Genomic DNA, 17,111 nt, shown 5'->3' on the forward strand with positions numbered 1-17,111 from the left:
ACGGACCTCTATATAATTGTAACCCCTTTTTTTGATGCAACACCGTAATAATTATACAGAGATAGAAGACTTTTTAGCCGATGAATCATTCCATCTATGGGTGTGTTTCAAAGACGACCAACAAGACTGGGAAGAATGGACTTTAGAAAACTCCAGTCGTGCTAAATTGGTTGAAGAAGCCCGTTTATGGCTGTTTGCAATGAAAACTCCCGATAGTGATTTATCTGCGGAGGCGGTTCAAAATGCATTAGAAGCCACTTGGATGAAAATTGAAACAAAAGAAGAAAATAAAAATGCAATAGCCCAACCAGTTCTTAAACTTTGGAAAAACCAATGGTTTAGAAAAATAGCTGCTATTTTAGTTATAGGTCTTTTATCAGGCTGGTTTTATAACGATCATTTTGCTACTAAGAATTCGGCACTTACATACAATGAACTGATTAATGAAAATGATGAGGGATTGGTAGAACAAACTAATAATTCAGACAAACCCCAAATAATAACTTTGTCAGATGGTAGCTCTGTTTTATTACAACCCAACAGTAAATTGAGTTATCCAAAAATATTTGTGGGTAATGAGAGAAAAGTTTATTTATCAGGTGAAGGTTTTTTTGAAATAAGTAAAAATCCACAAAAACCATTTTTTGTCTTTGCTAATGAAATTGTTACCAAAGTAATTGGAACCAGTTTTAAAATAAAAGCATACGCAAATCAGCCCAATATAGAGGTGGTAGTTCGTACCGGTAAAGTCAAAGTAAGATCAAACGAGTTAATTGCAAACTCAAAAGACGAATTAATTGTTTTATTACCAAATCAAGCCTTGCGGTTCGTGCGTAAAAATTTAATTTTTAATAAAATTACAGATATAACCCAAGATGAAACTTTAAGCCATTCCACAAGTAACATAGAACAATTGGGATTTGAATTTACAGATATTCCTGTAGCTCAAATTTTCAAAACCATTGAACAAGCTTATTTGGTAAAAATCGATTTTCCTCAAGCGAAGTTAAAAGACTGTTATCTGACGACTTCATTAGGGGATCAACCTTTGCAAGAAAAGCTTAAAATTATTTGTAAAAGTCTTGGAAACAATAGTAGTTACGAAATGAATGGAAACCAAATTATAATAATATCAGATGGATGTAACTAATCCTATTTTGCCTATGAATTAAACTACTTAAAAAAAAGCGCCGAAAATGCTGTAACATTCCCGACGCCTTGGATTAATTCAATTACCTCTCTGTAAAGAGTAATTGTCGCGTTCTCAATAACCAAACAAAGAATATTAACAAACACAAAACCAAAATTATGAAAAAAACCGTGCTTAAACAACGATTACTCATTCGAATCATGAAAATAACCATATTCCAATTTATTTTAGCCCTTGTTTTTTCAAGTGTTACATTAGCGAATAATATCCGAGGACAACGAAAATTGGATACCAAGGTAACTATTACCCTAACCGATTTGAACTTAGATACTGCGTTAACTAAACTTGAGAAACTGGCAAATGTGAAATTTTCGTATAATTCGAGAATGACACAATTTAATCAAAAAGTGAGTGTTTACGCTAACAATGAGGCCTTATCAAGTGTACTTACACGCGTTTTGAAACCACTTAAAATGAATTATACTGAAGTAAGCAATCAAATTGTTTTACAAAAGGAAGAAGTTCAAAAAGCCGGCTTAAATGTTGACCTTATGTCAACACTAAATGAAAATATAGTAGCTGAAATTATTAAAGGTCGCGTAGTAGATGACAGTGGTCAACCTTTACCAGGTGTTACAATCATTGTAAAAGGGACTACAAAAGGGACTACCACTGATGCGGATGGAACTTACAGCATCAGCGCGCAATTAGGTGATGTTTTACAATTTTCTTATGTAGGTTTAGAAACTAAATCTATAACTGTAACAGGAAATATATTAAATGTTATTTTAACAGGAACGGGAGAAACATTACAAGATGTTGTTGTAATAGGTTCACGTAATCCTACCAGAACGGTAACAGAATCTGCCGTGCCAATTGATGTAATTTCTATGAAAGACATCGCTTCACAAGGTCCTCAAGTTAACTTAAATCAAATACTGAACATGGTTGCACCATCGTTTACATCAAATACTACAACTGTAGCGGATGGAACGGATCACATCGACCCTGCGCAATTAAGAGGTTTAGGACCAGATCAAGTATTAGTATTGGTTAACGGAAAAAGAAGACATACTTCTTCTTTAGTAAATATTAATGGTTCCCCGGGAAGAGGATCTGTAGGAACAGATTTAAATGCAATTCCTGCTTTTGCTATCGAAAAAATCGAAGTATTAAGAGATGGAGCTTCTGCACAATATGGTTCTGATGCCATTGCGGGTGTTATTAATATTAATGTAAAGAAAAATACCAATAAATTAGATGTTGCCCTTTTTGGAGGAGGAAATCTTTCAAAAGGTGCTAATGACCATGATGGTGGAATTGACGGTGGTAATTACCAATTAGACTTAAACTACGGAACAGGTCTTGGTAAAGAGAAAAGTTTTATTAACGGAACTGCCAGTTTTCAACTTAGAGACGCTACAAGCAGAGCAAAAGATGTGACTGGTAATTTATTCAATGCCTATAATGCAGTTGAACAAAGAGCTGCAGAAGCCGGGACTAATATTAATGCTCTTTTTGGCAACATCACTAACACACCAAATACAGCGCAAATACTTACAAAAATAAAACAGTATGCTCCGCAAGTAGGTTATTTTACAACCGCACAACAAACTGCGATAACTGGGGCTGCCACTATCTCACAAATGCAAGCAGCGTTAAACTTTGATGCTACAGCAGGAGAATTAGCGTATAGAAGTCTTGAAAGAAAAGATTTCAATATGAGAGTGGGACAATCTTCTTTGAAAAGTGCACAATTCTTCTTGAATGCCGCTTATCCAATCAATGATAAATTAGAAGTTTATGCTTTTGGTGGAACTAGTTATAGAACCGGAGAAGCTGCCGGTTTTTACAGAAAACCAAATCAAGCCAGATCATATACTGGATTGTATCCAAATGGTTTCTTGCCAGAAATTCATTCTACAATTGGCGATGTATCTGTAGCTGCTGGTCTTAGAGGTTTGTTATTCGAAAATTGGAATTTTGACTTAAGTAATACTTTTGGAAAAAACACTTTTGACTATAATATCGAAAACACGGTAAATGCTTCATTAAGAGAAAAATCTGCTTCTCAGTTTGATGCTGGAGGGTTAGGTTTCTCTCAAAATACAACCAATTTTGATATGAATAGAAAGTTTGATGTTATGAAAGGACTTAACGTTGCTTTTGGTGCGGAATACAGACATGAAAACTTTAACATCACTGCAGGTGAGCCGGATTCATATAATTTATATGATATTAATGGAGCCGTAGTTACAGGGACAACTCCAGCTAACATTAAAGTTACTGACTTTTACGGTGCTAATAGACCAGGTGGAGCGCAAGTATTCCCAGGCTTCAGACCTGCAAATGCAATTGACAAGGGACGTAATAGTGTAGCTGTTTATACTGATTTAGAATTAGATCTTACTGACAAATGGTTAGTTAATGGGGCTGTGCGTTTTGAGAACTATTCTGATTTTGGAAATACAACTAATTTCAAAATTGCATCTCGTTATAAACTTACGGATAATATTAATTTACGTGGTGCCGTTTCAACTGGATTTAGAGCGCCATCATTACACCAAATCTATTTCAATTCAACAGCGACTCAATTCGTAGGTGGTGTTCCATTTGAAGTGGGAACTTTCAGCAATGACTCCCCAGTTGCAAAAGCTTTAGGAATTCCAACATTAAAACAAGAAGAATCTAAAAGTGCAAGTATTGGATTTACTGCAAAAATACCAGCTGCCAATATTACTTTAACTGCTGATGCTTATATTGTAAAAATAAATGACAGAGTGGTTCTTACGGATCAATTTACTTCGAATGCTGTAACAAAACCTTACTTTGATGCCGCAGGAGCAACTGCAGCAACTTTCTTTGCAAATGCAATTGATACTCAATCAAAAGGAATTGATGTTGTTATTAGCCATAAAGTAAATTTAGGTGAAGGGTTATCTTTGAAAACTGATTTGTCCGGAACAATTTCCGACACAAAAAAAGTGGGTGCTATACACGCATCACCTATATTAGAAGCAGCGGGACAGATCAACAGATACTATTCTGAATCTTCAAGAATTTATCTTCAGGAAGCAGTACCAAGAGTCAAAGCTAATTTAACGAATTCACTTTCATACAAAAAATTCGATTTCTTCTTGAGAAACGTTTATTTTGGAAAAGTAACGGATCCAAACATTGCTGATGCAAATTTTGATGGAACTATTAATGCTATCGTTGTAAATAATCAAGCTGTTGAAAACGAACACCCAGTATGGGCGGCAAAAATAATTACTGATTTTTCAGTAGGATTTAAAATTACTAGTGCAACAAAAATTGTGGTAGGAGCTAATAACATTTTTGATGTTTTTCCAACTAACAATTTAGGACCTCAAACAATTGCAAAAAGAGCTTCTGGAGTTGATGCTAATGGAGCTGTTATTTATTCAACAACCACATCTTCAAATAATACAATAGATTTGTCTAATGCAAATCAATTTGTATATTCAAGAAACACATCTCAATTTGGTCAAAACGGTCGTTTTGTTTTTGCTCGATTAAGTTTCAGCTTCTAGAAAAACATTTCTATATTAAGATAGCCATCAACTTTTGTTGGTGGCTTTTTTTTTGGCTTAAACTTAGGTAAAAAAAGAATCCAAACTTTGTACCTTTGCTGCTCTTAACCTTTTGTCCCTTGTTTTAAATGAATTTCCAAGTAGTATCTGATTACCAGCCGAAAGGCGACCAACCTCAAGCGATTGAAAAATTGACTCAAGGCATTGTTGATGGTGAAAAATTCCAAACTTTATTAGGAGTTACCGGATCCGGAAAAACATTCACAGTGGCCAATGTGATTCAGGAAGTACAAAGACCAACCTTAGTTTTGGCACACAACAAAACGTTGGCAGCACAACTATACTCGGAATTCAAGCAATTTTTCCCAAATAATGCGGTGGAATATTTCGTTTCTTATTACGATTATTACCAGCCCGAAGCTTTTATGCCCGTAACCGGCGTTTTCATTGAGAAGGATTTATCTATCAATGAAGAACTGGAGAAAATGCGTATGTCAACAACGGCTTCATTACTTTCCGGACGTAGAGATATTTTAGTAGTGGCATCAGTTTCGTGTTTGTACGGTATTGGAAATCCTATCGAATTTCAGAAAAACTTAATTCCAATTGAAAAAGGACAAATCATTTCTCGAACCAAATTATTGCATCAATTGGTGCAAAGTTTATATTCCAGAACGGAAGCCGATTTCAATCCCGGAAGTTTCAGAATAAAAGGCGACACTGTAGATGTTTACCCAAGTTATGCGGATGATGCCTATCGTGTTCATTTCTTTGGTGATGAAATCGAGGAAATTGAAAGTTTCGATCCAAAGAATTCTCAGGTTCTTGAAAAATTTGAAAAACTGACTATTTATCCTGCTAACATGTTTGTGACTTCACCAGATGTTTTACAAGGTGCTATTTGGGAAATCCAGCAGGATTTGGTTAAACAAGTCGATTATTTCAAGGAAATTGGAAAACATTTAGAAGCAAAACGATTAGAAGAACGCACCAATTTTGATTTGGAAATGATTCGCGAACTCGGTTATTGCTCCGGAATTGAAAATTATTCCCGTTATCTTGACGGTCGTTTACCAGGAACAAGACCTTTTTGTTTGCTCGATTATTTCCCAAAAGATTACTTGATGGTGGTCGACGAAAGTCACGTGACACTTTCCCAAGTTAGCGCTATGTATGGCGGAGACAGAAGTCGAAAAGAAAATTTAGTGGAGTATGGTTTTAGACTTCCCGCAGCGATGGACAATCGTCCTTTGAAGTTTGAAGAATTTGAAGCGATGCAAAACCAAGTGATTTATGTTTCGGCAACACCAGCTGATTATGAACTGCAGAAAACCGATGGTGTTGTTGTCGAACAAGTAATTCGTCCGACAGGTTTACTGGATCCAATTATCGAAATCCGTCCAAGTTTAAACCAAATTGATGATTTAATTGAAGAAATCCAGGTTCGAGCCGAAATTGACGAACGTGTCTTAGTGACGACTTTAACCAAAAGAATGGCGGAAGAATTAGCCAAATATTTAACTAAAGTAAATATTCGTTGTCGCTATATTCACTCTGAGGTAGATACTTTGGAACGAATAGAAATCATGCAGGATTTACGAAAAGGTATATTTGATGTATTAATTGGTGTGAATTTACTTCGTGAAGGCTTGGATTTACCGGAAGTTTCTTTGGTAGCAATTTTAGACGCAGACAAAGAAGGTTTTTTAAGAAGCCATCGTTCGCTTACGCAAACAATCGGTCGTGCTGCGAGAAATCTAAATGGGAAAGCGATAATGTATGCGGACAAAATTACGAACAGCATGCAAAAAACAATCGATGAAACCAATTACCGAAGAACCAAACAGAGTAATTATAATACTGAAAACAACTTAGTCCCTCAAGCCTTAAATAAAAAAATAGAGAGCGCATTTACTAAAAATCCTTTGGCAGATTATGAATTAGGCTATACTCTTTCAACTGCAGCCGAACCCGTTACAGAATATTTATCAAAACCTGATATTGAGAAACGCATTCGTGAAAAAAGAAAAAACATGGAAAAAGCTGCAAAAGAATTGGACTTTATGCAGGCTGCAAAATTACGTGATGAAATAAAAGCGCTACAAGGACAGTTAACTTAATTTTGTTGTTCCTGAAAAACATTCAATAAGACTTCGGCATTAATAATTGCATTTGGTGCCTCCTTCATTAACTTAAGAATACGTTTAGTTGCCTCCGGATTAAGTCCCATGTCAATTGCTATTTGTTGTATAGCAACAGCTTCTTTTTTGTGTAAAACCCCATCACTATGCATTAATAAAGCCAATCTGTAAAATTGTTGGATCCGTTGAAACTCCGTTCTGATTGGTAATTTTGGTAATTCTTGATGAAACAAATCATTGAATCCTCCTTTTTCAATATTTAATTCATTGGCAACAATAAACAAAAATTCATATTCTCGTTTATGCAGTTGACCATCTACGGTAGAAAACGCAATCATCTCTAAAAGTAAACTTCTTTTTTCCTCGTAAGTATCCATGAAATTATTTTTTGCTAAAATATCTCTTTTAAATTAAAATACAAAAAATTGGTCACTAATTAGACATCTTTTATAGATTTTCATATTGTTTTTGAACAACTGTAGAAAATACAAAAAAAGAGAGAGAATCAATTTTGATTCTCTCTCTTTTCTATTTAAATGTAATAGGATTTAATCATCGTACTCATCGTTATCGCAATGTTCATGATTATCTCTTTCTTCATATCTTCTTTGTTCTTCGAATCTTTGTTGAGCTTCATATCTTCTTTGCGCTTCATACCTTCTTTGCGCTTCGTATCTTCTTCTATCATAATCTCTCCGGTTCTCATATCGTCCAGGATTACAGTAGACTCTATCATTATCGTGATATTCTTTGTAAACTCTTTGAGGGGCATACCCTCTCTCATAATGACCTGATACTACTACTGTAGGAAGTCCAACATTTAAACCAAACGATACCTGTGCATTCATTGCGCTTGTGGCAAAAAAGGCTATACCTAATAATGCGAGTAACTTTATTTTTTTCATCTTTTCAAAATATTAATTAGTAACTACTATTGCGAAATCCAACAACTGTGCCAGTAAATAATTTCAATATGGGCACGAATTAACGAAATATAAGAAAAATCGAAATAAAAAAAGATTATCACTCAGATTATCAAACATTTAAACCAAATAAAAAAAACACAGTAAAATGAAACTTTAACAAATAAACAAAATTCAAGTACTGGAACGATAGTACTTTGGGAAGTACTTATGCTGTCATTCGAAGCAATAAATAACACTATATTCGAAATAAAAGTAGAGATTAATCACTGAAAGAATTTGATTTCTAGAACAAGACCTATATTTTAATAAAAGATCCTCAATTATAATTTTATTCAAAATCAAATTATAAAAATAATTACTATTTTTAGCTAAAAAATTCCTTCTAAATTAAATTACAAATTATAACTTAATGATTAGACGACTTCACCTTCTTCTTGTACTACTTTTTACATTTACAAATACAATAGCTCAAAAAAGTACCGCGTCAAAACAAGTTTCAAGTTTTACTGTTGAAGCTCCTCAATTGCATTCAAACAAAAAAATATGGGTGTATTTACCTGAAAATTATTTAACCACAAAAAAGAAATTTTCGGTTATTTATATGCACGATGCTCAGAATCTATTCGACACTAAAACATCCTACAGCGGAGAATGGAATATTGATGAAAAACTGGACAGTCTCCATGCACAAGTTATTGTGGTAGGGATAGAACACGGAAACGAAAAACGTTTAGAAGAATTAACGCCTTATAAAAACGAGAAATATGGCGGAGGAAAAGCAGATGATTATTTAGAATTCATAGTGAAAACACTAAAACCACAAATTGACAAAACCTACAGAACTAAACCCCAAAAGAAAAATACTTTAATTATGGGGAGTTCTTTGGGAGGATTGACTTCCTATTACGCTACTTTAAAATACCCAGAGGTGTTTGGTAAAGCAGGTGTGTTCTCCCCCGCTTTTTGGATTAACCGCAAAGAAATTTTCGAACTAGAACAAAAAATAAAAAAACAAAAAACGAAATATTATTTTCTTTGTGGAGATAAAGAAGGAGATGACGATTCTATGGTCAGCGACCTCAATAACATGGAGCATTTGATTAATACCAAAAGGTGCTATTGTTTAAATTTGAATGAAAAGAAGATTGTAAAAGGAGGTCAACACAATGAAAAGTTATGGCGCGATGGTTTTGTAAAAGCAATTCTTTGGCTTGGCTATTAAATTCCGCACACATTTAAAGATAAATACACTAATTTTAAGTACTAAAATCAGATTCAAATGGAACTAATCTTAAGAGAATACAACCTAAAACTAAAACATACATTCACGATTTCAAGAGAATCGATAGACTTTCAGCCTTCTTTGATTGTGGAATTAAAAAGTGATGGATTCTCCGGTTTTGGCGAAGCAACATCTAATCCGTATTACAAGAAAACCGTTCCGGTAATGATGCAGGATTTAGAAAAAATTCGCAGTGTAATTGAAGCTTCAATAAATGAAACACCCGAAGAATTTTGGTCAAAAATTCATCCATATTTAAAAGACGATATGTTTGCATTGTGCGCTTTGGATATGGCATACAATGATTTATTTGCGCGCAAAAAAGGAAAGAAACTGTACGAATTGTGGAATTATACATTAGATAAAAATCCATTGACTGATTACACGATTGGAATTGCTTCCATCGAAAAAATGGTCGCTAAAATGAAGGAATTGCCTTGGCCGATTTACAAAATCAAACTGGGAACCAAAGAAGATATTGCCATTGTTAAAGAACTTCGAAAACATACTAACGCCATTTTTAGAATTGATGCCAATTGCGGTTGGGGAGTTGAAGAAACCATTAATAATGCAATTGAGTTAAAAAAATTCGGAGTGGAATTTTTGGAACAACCTATGAAAGCTGACAATTGGGAAGGACACAAGGAAGTTTTCAAACATTCGGTTTTACCAATAATAGCTGATGAAAGTTGTATTATTGAAGAAGATGTGGCAAAATGTCACCATCATTTTCATGGCGTAAATGTCAAATTAGTAAAATGTGGCGGACTAACTCCAGGAAGGCGAATGATTGAGGAAGCCAAAAAATTAGGATTAAAAACGATGGTGGGTTGCATGACCGAATCAACTGTAGGGATTTCTGCGATTGCTCATTTATTACCGCAACTGGATTATGTAGATATGGACGGCGCATTACTTTTGGCTGAAGATATTGCAACTGGAGTGACAATTGATTATGGTAAAATAACCTATTCTGACTTAAACGGAACCGGTGTAACTTTAATTTAATTTTAAATGAAAGTTAACCAGTTTCCAGATCGAATAATTGAAATTGAAAAGGAAGAATATCTCTATTTTGGTGGAACAGCTTATTTAGGATTACCAACGCATCCTGAATTCCAAAAACTGCTTATTAAAAATATTTTACAATGGGGCACGGCTTACGGAAGTTCGAGAAGTGCAAACATCCAACTGAGCGCCTACGAAAACGGAGAACGATTTTTAGCCCAATTCATCAAAGCAGAAGCTGCACTTACCGTTTCTTCGGGCATGCTGGCGGGAAAATTAGTAATTGAAGCATTGACACCTGACACCAATTGCTTTTTTCATTTTCCGAATACCCACACTGCCATCAAAGCACCAAACAGTCTTCCTTTTTTTATTGGAGAAAAATTAAATCCTCGTTTGTTGGATACCGCTACTGAAAAAATTACCGTTTTAGCTGATTCGGTTCCTTCTTTTCATGTAAAACCAACCGATCTTACGATTCTGAATTCGATTCCGTCCAATAAAGAAATAACTTTGGTGGTAGATGAATCACATTCGCTTGGGATTTTAGGGATGAATGGTTGCGGGATTTTTTCGACAATCAATCTTCCCAATATCAAAAGAAAAATCATGGTTTCATCTTTAGGCAAAGCATTCGGATTGACAGGTGGCGTAATTGCAAGCGATTCTGAATTTATTAATCAGATGAGAAATCACGATACTTTTGTTTCCAGCGCCGGAATGAATGCGGCATTTGTTCAAACCATGGCAGATGCAACAACTATTTATCAGCAACAGCATCAGAAACTAAAAGACAATTTGAATTATATGGATGCTCATTTGATTAAAAACGAAGCAATTCATTTTGACTCCAATTATCCCTTAATTTATCCAGAAATAGAAGGGCTTGACGATATTTTTGTTGCGAATAAAATCATAGTAACCAATTTTAAATACCCAACTGACGCTAATAATTTAAACAGAATTGTAATTACTGCCAACCACACAAAAAAAGATTTGGATACAATGATTCACATTCTGAACCAAAACCAATTCTAAATCTAAAATTGTGGTCCAATTGCTTTTAAACCGTACCTTTGTAAAAAATTAGAATATGATGACAAATAACGATATCTTTAAAAAACTTCGTGTAGCCTTAATGCTACGTGACGATCAAATAGTTGAAATATTAGAATTAGTAGATTTTAGAATCACTAAATCAGAATTAGGTGCTTTTTTCCGTGATGAAAAACATGAAAATTATATGGAATGTGGCGACCAAGTGTTGCGTAACTTTCTGAATGCATTGGTAATTCACTTGCGTGGAACGAAAGAAAACCCAAAAAATCCGAACGATGTTTTAGCCAAACATAAAGCTCAAATCCCTGCAAAAGAAGGATCTAAAGACAGACCCGAATTTAAGGCAAAACCAAGAGACGAAGAAAAATCAAGAGGTGACGAAGCTCCGTCAAAATCAAGACCTGCTACAAAAAACACTTCTAAAAAACAATACCCAAAAGGAAATTCAAAAGTCCAAGTAGTGGAGAAAGTGAAATTTAATTTCGGTAAGAATAAAAAATCGTAACTGTGAAAACGGCTTTGATTATTGGCAGCACCGGTTTAATAGGTTCAGAATTATTAAATTTACTTTTAGATAGCAATGATTATCTAAAAGTGATCACCTTTGTAAAAAGAGATACAGGAATAAAGCATCCAAAATTAACGCAACACATCATTAATTTTGACAAGCCAGAAACCTACAAAGATTTAGTTGTTGGTGATGATTTCTTTTGCACCATTGGCACAACAATAAAAAAAGCGGGAAGTAAAGAAGCTTTTAGAAAAGTGGATTTTGAATATCCGCGCCAGTTTGCCGCTTTTGCATTGCAAAACAAAGTCAAACAATTTTTGACAATTTCGTCTCTTGGTGCTGATGCAAAATCCGGGAATTTCTATTTGAAAACAAAGGGAGAAATTCAAGATTTTCTTAAGGATTGTAATTTCGAAAGCGTTTCTGTATTGCAACCTTCACTCCTTTTAGGAAACCGAACTGAATTTAGATTAGGAGAAAAAGTTGGTGCCTTTTTTATGAAAACACTTTCTTTTTTATTCCTTGGAAACTTGAAAAAGTACAAACCAATTGAAAGCGAAACAGTAGCCAAAGCACTTTTGAAAATTGCCCAAACAAACAATAAAGGTTTCAAAATATATGAATCGGATGCGATTCAAGAAATTGGAAACTAACACAAAATCAAAATCCTGAATGAGAGTTCAGGATTTTTTGTATATTTCATAATGTTCCATAACTAAATTTATTTGATGACGAAATACATCCTAACTTTTGCATTGCTATTCTCTACAAGCCTATTTTTTGGTCAAAAAAAGAAAATGAATGATCCTGCAATATTTTTTGATACCAAATTAATTTCGATTAAAACTTTAGAGTTTTTAGACCCAGATAAAATAGAAACGATAAATGTTATCAAAAAAGACACTCCAATAAATAAAGTTTCATATCATGGTCAACTTTATATCACTTCAAAAAATCCAGAGCAATATGATTTTATAAGTCTTGAAGAAATAAAAGCTGATTTCACCAAGATAAATAGTAATGATGTTGTCTATATGATAAATGGAAAATTTATAAAAGAGAATCTTGAAAATATAAAATTAGACCGAAACGATATTTTAGATGTTGAAGTCACTAATTCAGAAGCATTTTACAATTCAAGAAAAAGCGATGCCAAATTTGACATCATTAACATCTTGGGAAAAACAAAAGAAAATTTAGAAAATAAAAATAAGATTTTAATAAGAGGCCAAGAGGTGATTGGTGTTAAATAGATTTTTCAAAAAAATTTATTATATGACTGTGCTTTGTAAATACCAATGTGTGTTTTTTTTTGTCATTTCGACGAAGGAGTAATATCATTAGTTAATATCATTATGTGATTTCTCCTTCGTCGAAATGACAAAATACCTGAATTTTATTCATAAAGCAGAGTTGGGTACAAAATAGAACAAACAATAATTTAATAGTGTTTAAATCCAATTTTAAGAACTACAGCTTAACATAGAACATCCCACTTTATCTCTGGCCCAATCTGGTCTTTTGGCAAACCATTTTTGAAAATTTGGTTGTTCATCATACGGCTTTTTCAGCATTTCAAATAGTTCCTTTAGCAAAGAATAATCTCCCTTATCCGCGTCGTCAATACACAATTGTGCCATATAATTTCGCAATACGTATTTTGGATTTACTGCATTCATTTTCTCTTTTCTTTGGCTATCCGAAAGGGTTTCTTGATTGATTCGAATACTATAATTCTCAAACCAATTGTACCAATCTTTCAAGATAGCTTCATCCAAATCTTTTTCGTTATAAAAAGCATCTTTTATGGCATTGAAAGTGGTTATTGCGGTATCTTTTTTAGTAACATTACTCAGATTTCTAAAGAAAATGGTCATATCGGTTTCTACTCGTTCAAGTAGTTGAGTCAGACTCTCAATTAAAACAGTATCATCTTCTTTTTTAATTTGGAAACCGAGTTTATTTTGCATCATATTCAAATACTCCTTTTCGTAATCCGTACTAAAAGCATCCAAAATAGCTTCAAGAGGTTTCGCATCCTCAATCAAAGGATACAAAGCATTCGCTAATTGATACAAATTCCAGAGCGCAATTTCAGGTTGATTGCCAAAACGGTATCTTTTATGCTGACTATCGGTTGTATTGGGTGTCCAGCCGGAGTTATAATCTTCCAGCCAACCATAAGGTCCATAATCAATGGTAATGCCGTGAATAGACATATTATCTGTATTCATAACTCCATGAACAAAACCTATGCGTTGCCACTCCACAATCATCTTGAGAGTAGTTTGGGTAACTTCTTGAAAAAAGGCCAGATATTTTTCGACACCTTCTTTTTTAATATGAGGGAAATGATGTTTGATGGTAAAATCAGTTAATAATTTGAGATTAACATGATCTTCTCGGGAAGCAAATAATTCAAAACTTCCAAAACGGATAAAAGATGGAGCTACTCTGCAAACTATCGCGCCTTTTTCATATGCTGGATTTCCATTATACAAAACATCACGCAATACTTGATCGCCAGAAAGCATTAGCGAAAGCGAACGTGTAGTAGGAACTCCTAAATAATGCATCGCTTCAGCACATAAATACTCCCGAATGGAAGAACGCAATACTGCAAAGCCATCTGCTGTGCGCGAATATGGTGTAGGCCCTGCTCCTTTTAGCTGTAAAGTGTATGTTTTATTATCATGAACCACTTCGGTAAGATTGATGGCACGACCATCTCCTAATTGTCCGGCCCAATTCCCAAATTGATGTCCCGCATAACTCAACGCATACGGTTTCGTGCCTGGATAAACGGTATTCCCTGAAAATGTATTTAAAAAATCAGCTGAAAGTATATCTTCCTGGGAAAGACCAATAGAATTAGCCACTTCAATTGAAGCATGAATTAGGGAAGGATTTGAAGGTTTTTTTGGCAATACATACGAATAACAAGCTTGCTGGACCTGTCTTGGAGTATTGATTTCACTTGGATCAGCAGGTAATTCGGCAGTAAAATTATTTTGTATATGGAGTTTCATTTAGTAGCAGATTTATATAAAATCAGATAGAATCTAATATAATACAAAGATATTCGATACATTACACATAATTGAATTCTTATGATAATTTTAATTGATGACCAAAACTGTTTTGTTTATAAAAACAGGAAACCAAAAATTCTATTTCCAATAGTCAAGAAGTATTACGCCATAAAATTCAAAACGAGAAGTAATGATTTTATATGTTTCTTTCAAAATAAAATTAAACAAATAAGCATTGAAATATTGGTTTTTAACCTGATATTTGTAATAATAAAACCGTTCCCAATAAAAAACTATTCGGTTTTTAAATCCCTTATTTATGAAAAAAGCCTTTTTATTTCTTTCGCTAGTAGCACTAGCTGGACTGTTTTCTTGTAAAAAAGAAGCAGCAGAAAATAAAATTAAAACCGACAGTTTGACTTTTATTACTGATTCCTCAAAAGTAAATAAAAAATCGACAGAGCTTGATCCAGATCCAAATGACACCATACCGGCTAGTCAATACGGTATTAATTCTTCTAGTTTAAAAACTGCAAGTCTGGTTCGTTTAACATTGAAAAATATTTTTAAAGAGGATTTAGAAAAAAATTGGATTAATGAAACCAGCAGAAAATTTATCTTCTTTGAATATGATTTGAATGATGATGGCAAAAAAGAAATTCTGGTTGGCCTTACCGGATCTTATTTCTATGGTTCTGGTGGTTGCACACAATATATTTTAGACAACCAAGGCAATGTGATTTCAAAATTCACCGTTGCAAATAATCCTGTTGTAATTGACACTCATAAATCCAATGGCTGGAAAGACTTAATTATTTATAGTGGTGGCAAAAATCGTTTGGTGAAATTTAACGGTAAAAAATATCCTTCCAATCCTTCGATGCAACCTGAATTGAAAATGATTCCCGGTGATGGCTTACCAAGAGCCTTGAATTTCATCAATGAACCTTATCCATGGTTTCTTTTTTAATTGATATTCTGATCTGAAATATAAAAATCATTTATTTGATGTTTATAAAATTAAATCCACAAAAAAATCCTGAGCTTTCACTCAGGATTTTAAATATATAAATATTTTCTAATTAAGAAAGTGCTGCTTTTACTTGATCAGCTGCTTCTTGAAATTCAACAGCAGATAAAATTGGCATTCCTGAATTATCAATTAATTCTTTTGCGATAGCTGCATTTGTACCTTGTAGACGAACAATGATTGGCACTTTTATAGCATCACCCATATTTTTGTAAGCGTCAACAACTCCTTGCGCCACACGGTCACAACGAACGATTCCACCAAAAATATTAATCAAAATTGCTTTTACGTTTGGATCTTTTAAGATAATACGGAAAGCAGTTTCAACACGTTTTGCATCAGCAGTTCCACCTACGTCAAGGAAGTTAGCAGGCTCAAAACCAGCATACTTGATTAAATCCATAGTTGCCATCGCTAAACCTGCTCCGTTCACCATACATCCTACTGTACCGTCAAGATCAACGTAGTTTAAACCTACTTCTTTTGCTTCCACTTCGATTGGGTTCTCCTCACGAATGTCACGCATATCAGCATATTTTTTTTGTCTGTATAAAGCATTATCATCGATATTTACTTTAGCATCTACAGCCATAATTTTATTGTCAGATGTTTTTAAAACCGGGTTGATTTCAAACATCGAAGCATCAGATCCAATATAAGCATTGTATAAAGAATCGATAAATTTTACCATTTCTTTGAAAGCATTTCCAGAAAGACCTAAATTAAAGGCAATTCTTCTTGCTTGAAAACCTTGCAATCCAACAGAAGGATCAATTTCTTCTGTAAAAATTAAATGAGGAGTGTGTTCAGCAACTTCTTCGATATCCATTCCACCTTCAGTAGAATACATAATCATATTGCGACCTGTAGCTCTATTCAACAAAACAGAAACATAAAACTCAGAAGTTTCACTTTCACCAGGATAATAAACATCCTCAGCGATTAAAACTTTGTGTACTTTTTTACCTTCAGCAGAAGTTTGTGGTGTCACTAATTGCATTCCGATGATTTGTTCTGCAATTTCTTCTACTTGTTGTAAGTTTTTTGCCAATTTAACTCCACCACCTTTTCCACGTCCACCTGCATGAACTTGGGCTTTTACAACATACCAACTTGTACCCGTTTCGGTAGTTAATTGTTTTGCAGCAGCAACCGCTTCTACTGGGCTATTAGCAACGATTCCGCGTTGAATGCGAACTCCGTAACTAGCTAAAATCTCTTTTCCTTGATATTCGTGTATGTTCATAATATAGAATTTGTCTGGATTCTGAATTTATTCCAGAATAAAAGTGCCACAAAAATAGCAAAATTAAACAGAACTGTTATTTTTTTTTCAATTTAATATGTAACAATAATTATGTTTTTTCTAGACTAGGATAACCGTGTATAAAAAAAATAAAATTTAAAAAATGTATGCA

General features: G+C 34.0%; 14 protein-coding genes. 10 read left to right on the top strand and 4 right to left on the bottom strand.

The genetic code is table 11. The annotated features are described in order from the left end of the window. The first annotated feature begins 34 nt into the window (after positions 1 to 34). From BUC23_RS07165 to uvrB, 3 genes are all read left to right on the top strand, one after another. A complete protein-coding gene (locus BUC23_RS07165) occupies positions 35 to 1,150 on the top strand; it encodes a FecR family protein (RefSeq protein WP_073207664.1) in 1,116 nt (371 codons plus the stop codon). A 551-nt stretch (positions 1,151 to 1,701) separates the two neighbouring features. Next, entirely contained in the window at positions 1,702 to 4,704 is a 3,003-nt protein-coding gene (locus BUC23_RS07170; protein ID WP_073207742.1) for a TonB-dependent receptor, read from the top strand. 128 nt (positions 4,705 to 4,832) lie between these two features. After that, the gene (gene uvrB, locus BUC23_RS07175; protein WP_073207666.1) at positions 4,833 to 6,824 is read left to right on the top strand and encodes an excinuclease ABC subunit UvrB; all 1,992 of its coding nucleotides are present in this window, start codon (positions 4,833 to 4,835) and stop codon (positions 6,822 to 6,824) included. Here uvrB and BUC23_RS07180 read toward each other — a convergent pair. After that, a complete protein-coding gene (locus tag BUC23_RS07180; RefSeq protein ID WP_073207669.1) occupies positions 6,821 to 7,222 on the bottom strand; it encodes an excinuclease ABC subunit B in 402 nt (133 codons plus the stop codon). The two genes, uvrB and BUC23_RS07180, sit on opposite strands and share 4 nt — an antisense overlap. Positions 7,223 to 7,377: 155 nt before the next feature. Then, positions 7,378 to 7,581, bottom strand: coding sequence for a hypothetical protein (locus BUC23_RS17320; RefSeq protein ID WP_139259789.1), 204 nt, complete (start codon positions 7,579 to 7,581; stop codon positions 7,378 to 7,380). Between the two features lie 599 nt (positions 7,582 to 8,180). Here BUC23_RS17320 and BUC23_RS07190 point away from each other — a divergent pair. From BUC23_RS07190 to BUC23_RS07215, 6 genes are all read left to right on the top strand, one after another. Beyond that, positions 8,181 to 8,993, top strand: coding sequence for an alpha/beta hydrolase (locus tag BUC23_RS07190; protein WP_073207675.1), 813 nt, complete (start codon positions 8,181 to 8,183; stop codon positions 8,991 to 8,993). 57 nt (positions 8,994 to 9,050) lie between these two features. After that, positions 9,051 to 10,061 (top strand): dipeptide epimerase, encoded by a 1,011-nt coding sequence (locus BUC23_RS07195; RefSeq protein ID WP_073207679.1) that lies wholly within the window; start codon positions 9,051 to 9,053, stop codon positions 10,059 to 10,061. 6 nt (positions 10,062 to 10,067) lie between these two features. Further along, positions 10,068 to 11,099: an aminotransferase class I/II-fold pyridoxal phosphate-dependent enzyme gene (locus tag BUC23_RS07200; protein WP_073207682.1), complete on the top strand. Its 1,032-nt coding sequence runs from the start codon at positions 10,068 to 10,070 to the stop codon at positions 11,097 to 11,099. Positions 11,100 to 11,157: 58 nt separating this feature from the next. Then, positions 11,158 to 11,625, top strand: coding sequence for a DUF1456 family protein (locus BUC23_RS07205; protein ID WP_073207685.1), 468 nt, complete (start codon positions 11,158 to 11,160; stop codon positions 11,623 to 11,625). 2 nt (positions 11,626 to 11,627) lie between these two features. Further along, the gene (locus BUC23_RS07210) at positions 11,628 to 12,284 is read left to right on the top strand and encodes an NAD(P)H-binding protein (protein ID WP_073207688.1); all 657 of its coding nucleotides are present in this window, start codon (positions 11,628 to 11,630) and stop codon (positions 12,282 to 12,284) included. Positions 12,285 to 12,428: 144 nt separating this feature from the next. Continuing rightward, a complete protein-coding gene (locus BUC23_RS07215) occupies positions 12,429 to 12,884 on the top strand; it encodes a hypothetical protein (RefSeq protein WP_139259791.1) in 456 nt (151 codons plus the stop codon). 210 nt (positions 12,885 to 13,094) lie between these two features. Here the strand turns inward: BUC23_RS07215 and BUC23_RS07220 are convergent, their stop codons facing one another. Next, the gene (locus BUC23_RS07220; RefSeq protein ID WP_073207694.1) at positions 13,095 to 14,660 is read right to left on the bottom strand and encodes a protein adenylyltransferase SelO; all 1,566 of its coding nucleotides are present in this window, start codon (positions 14,658 to 14,660) and stop codon (positions 13,095 to 13,097) included. Between the two features lie 322 nt (positions 14,661 to 14,982). On the opposite strand from BUC23_RS07220, the gene BUC23_RS07225 reads away from it, so the two are divergent. After that, on the top strand, positions 14,983 to 15,633 hold the full coding sequence (locus BUC23_RS07225) for a hypothetical protein (RefSeq protein ID WP_073207697.1): 651 nt from the start codon (positions 14,983 to 14,985) through the stop codon (positions 15,631 to 15,633). A 112-nt stretch (positions 15,634 to 15,745) separates the two neighbouring features. Here BUC23_RS07225 and sucC read toward each other — a convergent pair whose 3' ends face one another. Further along, complete coding sequence (sucC, locus tag BUC23_RS07230) at positions 15,746 to 16,939, bottom strand: ADP-forming succinate--CoA ligase subunit beta (RefSeq protein WP_073207699.1); 1,194 nt, start codon at positions 16,937 to 16,939, stop codon at positions 15,746 to 15,748. Positions 16,940 to 17,111 lie beyond the last annotated feature (172 nt).

Origin of the sequence: Flavobacterium xinjiangense, from assembly GCF_900142885.1 — a bacterium.
GTDB lineage: Bacteria > Bacteroidota > Bacteroidia > Flavobacteriales > Flavobacteriaceae > Flavobacterium > Flavobacterium xinjiangense.

Coding starts and splice junctions, on each gene's coding strand:
- BUC23_RS17320 (WP_139259789.1), bottom strand. CDS start 7,581: ATGATAGAGTCTACTGTAATCCTGGACGATATGAGAACCGGAGAGATT.
- BUC23_RS07190 (WP_073207675.1), top strand. CDS start 8,181: ATGATTAGACGACTTCACCTTCTTCTTGTACTACTTTTTACATTTACA.
- BUC23_RS07205 (WP_073207685.1), top strand. CDS start 11,158: ATGACAAATAACGATATCTTTAAAAAACTTCGTGTAGCCTTAATGCTA.
- BUC23_RS07165 (WP_073207664.1), top strand. CDS start 35: ATGCAACACCGTAATAATTATACAGAGATAGAAGACTTTTTAGCCGAT.
- BUC23_RS07215 (WP_139259791.1), top strand. CDS start 12,429: ATGAATGATCCTGCAATATTTTTTGATACCAAATTAATTTCGATTAAA.
- sucC (WP_073207699.1), bottom strand. CDS start 16,939: ATGAACATACACGAATATCAAGGAAAAGAGATTTTAGCTAGTTACGGA.
- BUC23_RS07225 (WP_073207697.1), top strand. CDS start 14,983: ATGAAAAAAGCCTTTTTATTTCTTTCGCTAGTAGCACTAGCTGGACTG.
- BUC23_RS07195 (WP_073207679.1), top strand. CDS start 9,051: ATGGAACTAATCTTAAGAGAATACAACCTAAAACTAAAACATACATTC.
- BUC23_RS07170 (WP_073207742.1), top strand. CDS start 1,702: ATGTCAACACTAAATGAAAATATAGTAGCTGAAATTATTAAAGGTCGC.
- uvrB (WP_073207666.1), top strand. CDS start 4,833: ATGAATTTCCAAGTAGTATCTGATTACCAGCCGAAAGGCGACCAACCT.
- BUC23_RS07200 (WP_073207682.1), top strand. CDS start 10,068: ATGAAAGTTAACCAGTTTCCAGATCGAATAATTGAAATTGAAAAGGAA.
- BUC23_RS07220 (WP_073207694.1), bottom strand. CDS start 14,660: ATGAAACTCCATATACAAAATAATTTTACTGCCGAATTACCTGCTGAT.
- BUC23_RS07180 (WP_073207669.1), bottom strand. CDS start 7,222: ATGGATACTTACGAGGAAAAAAGAAGTTTACTTTTAGAGATGATTGCG.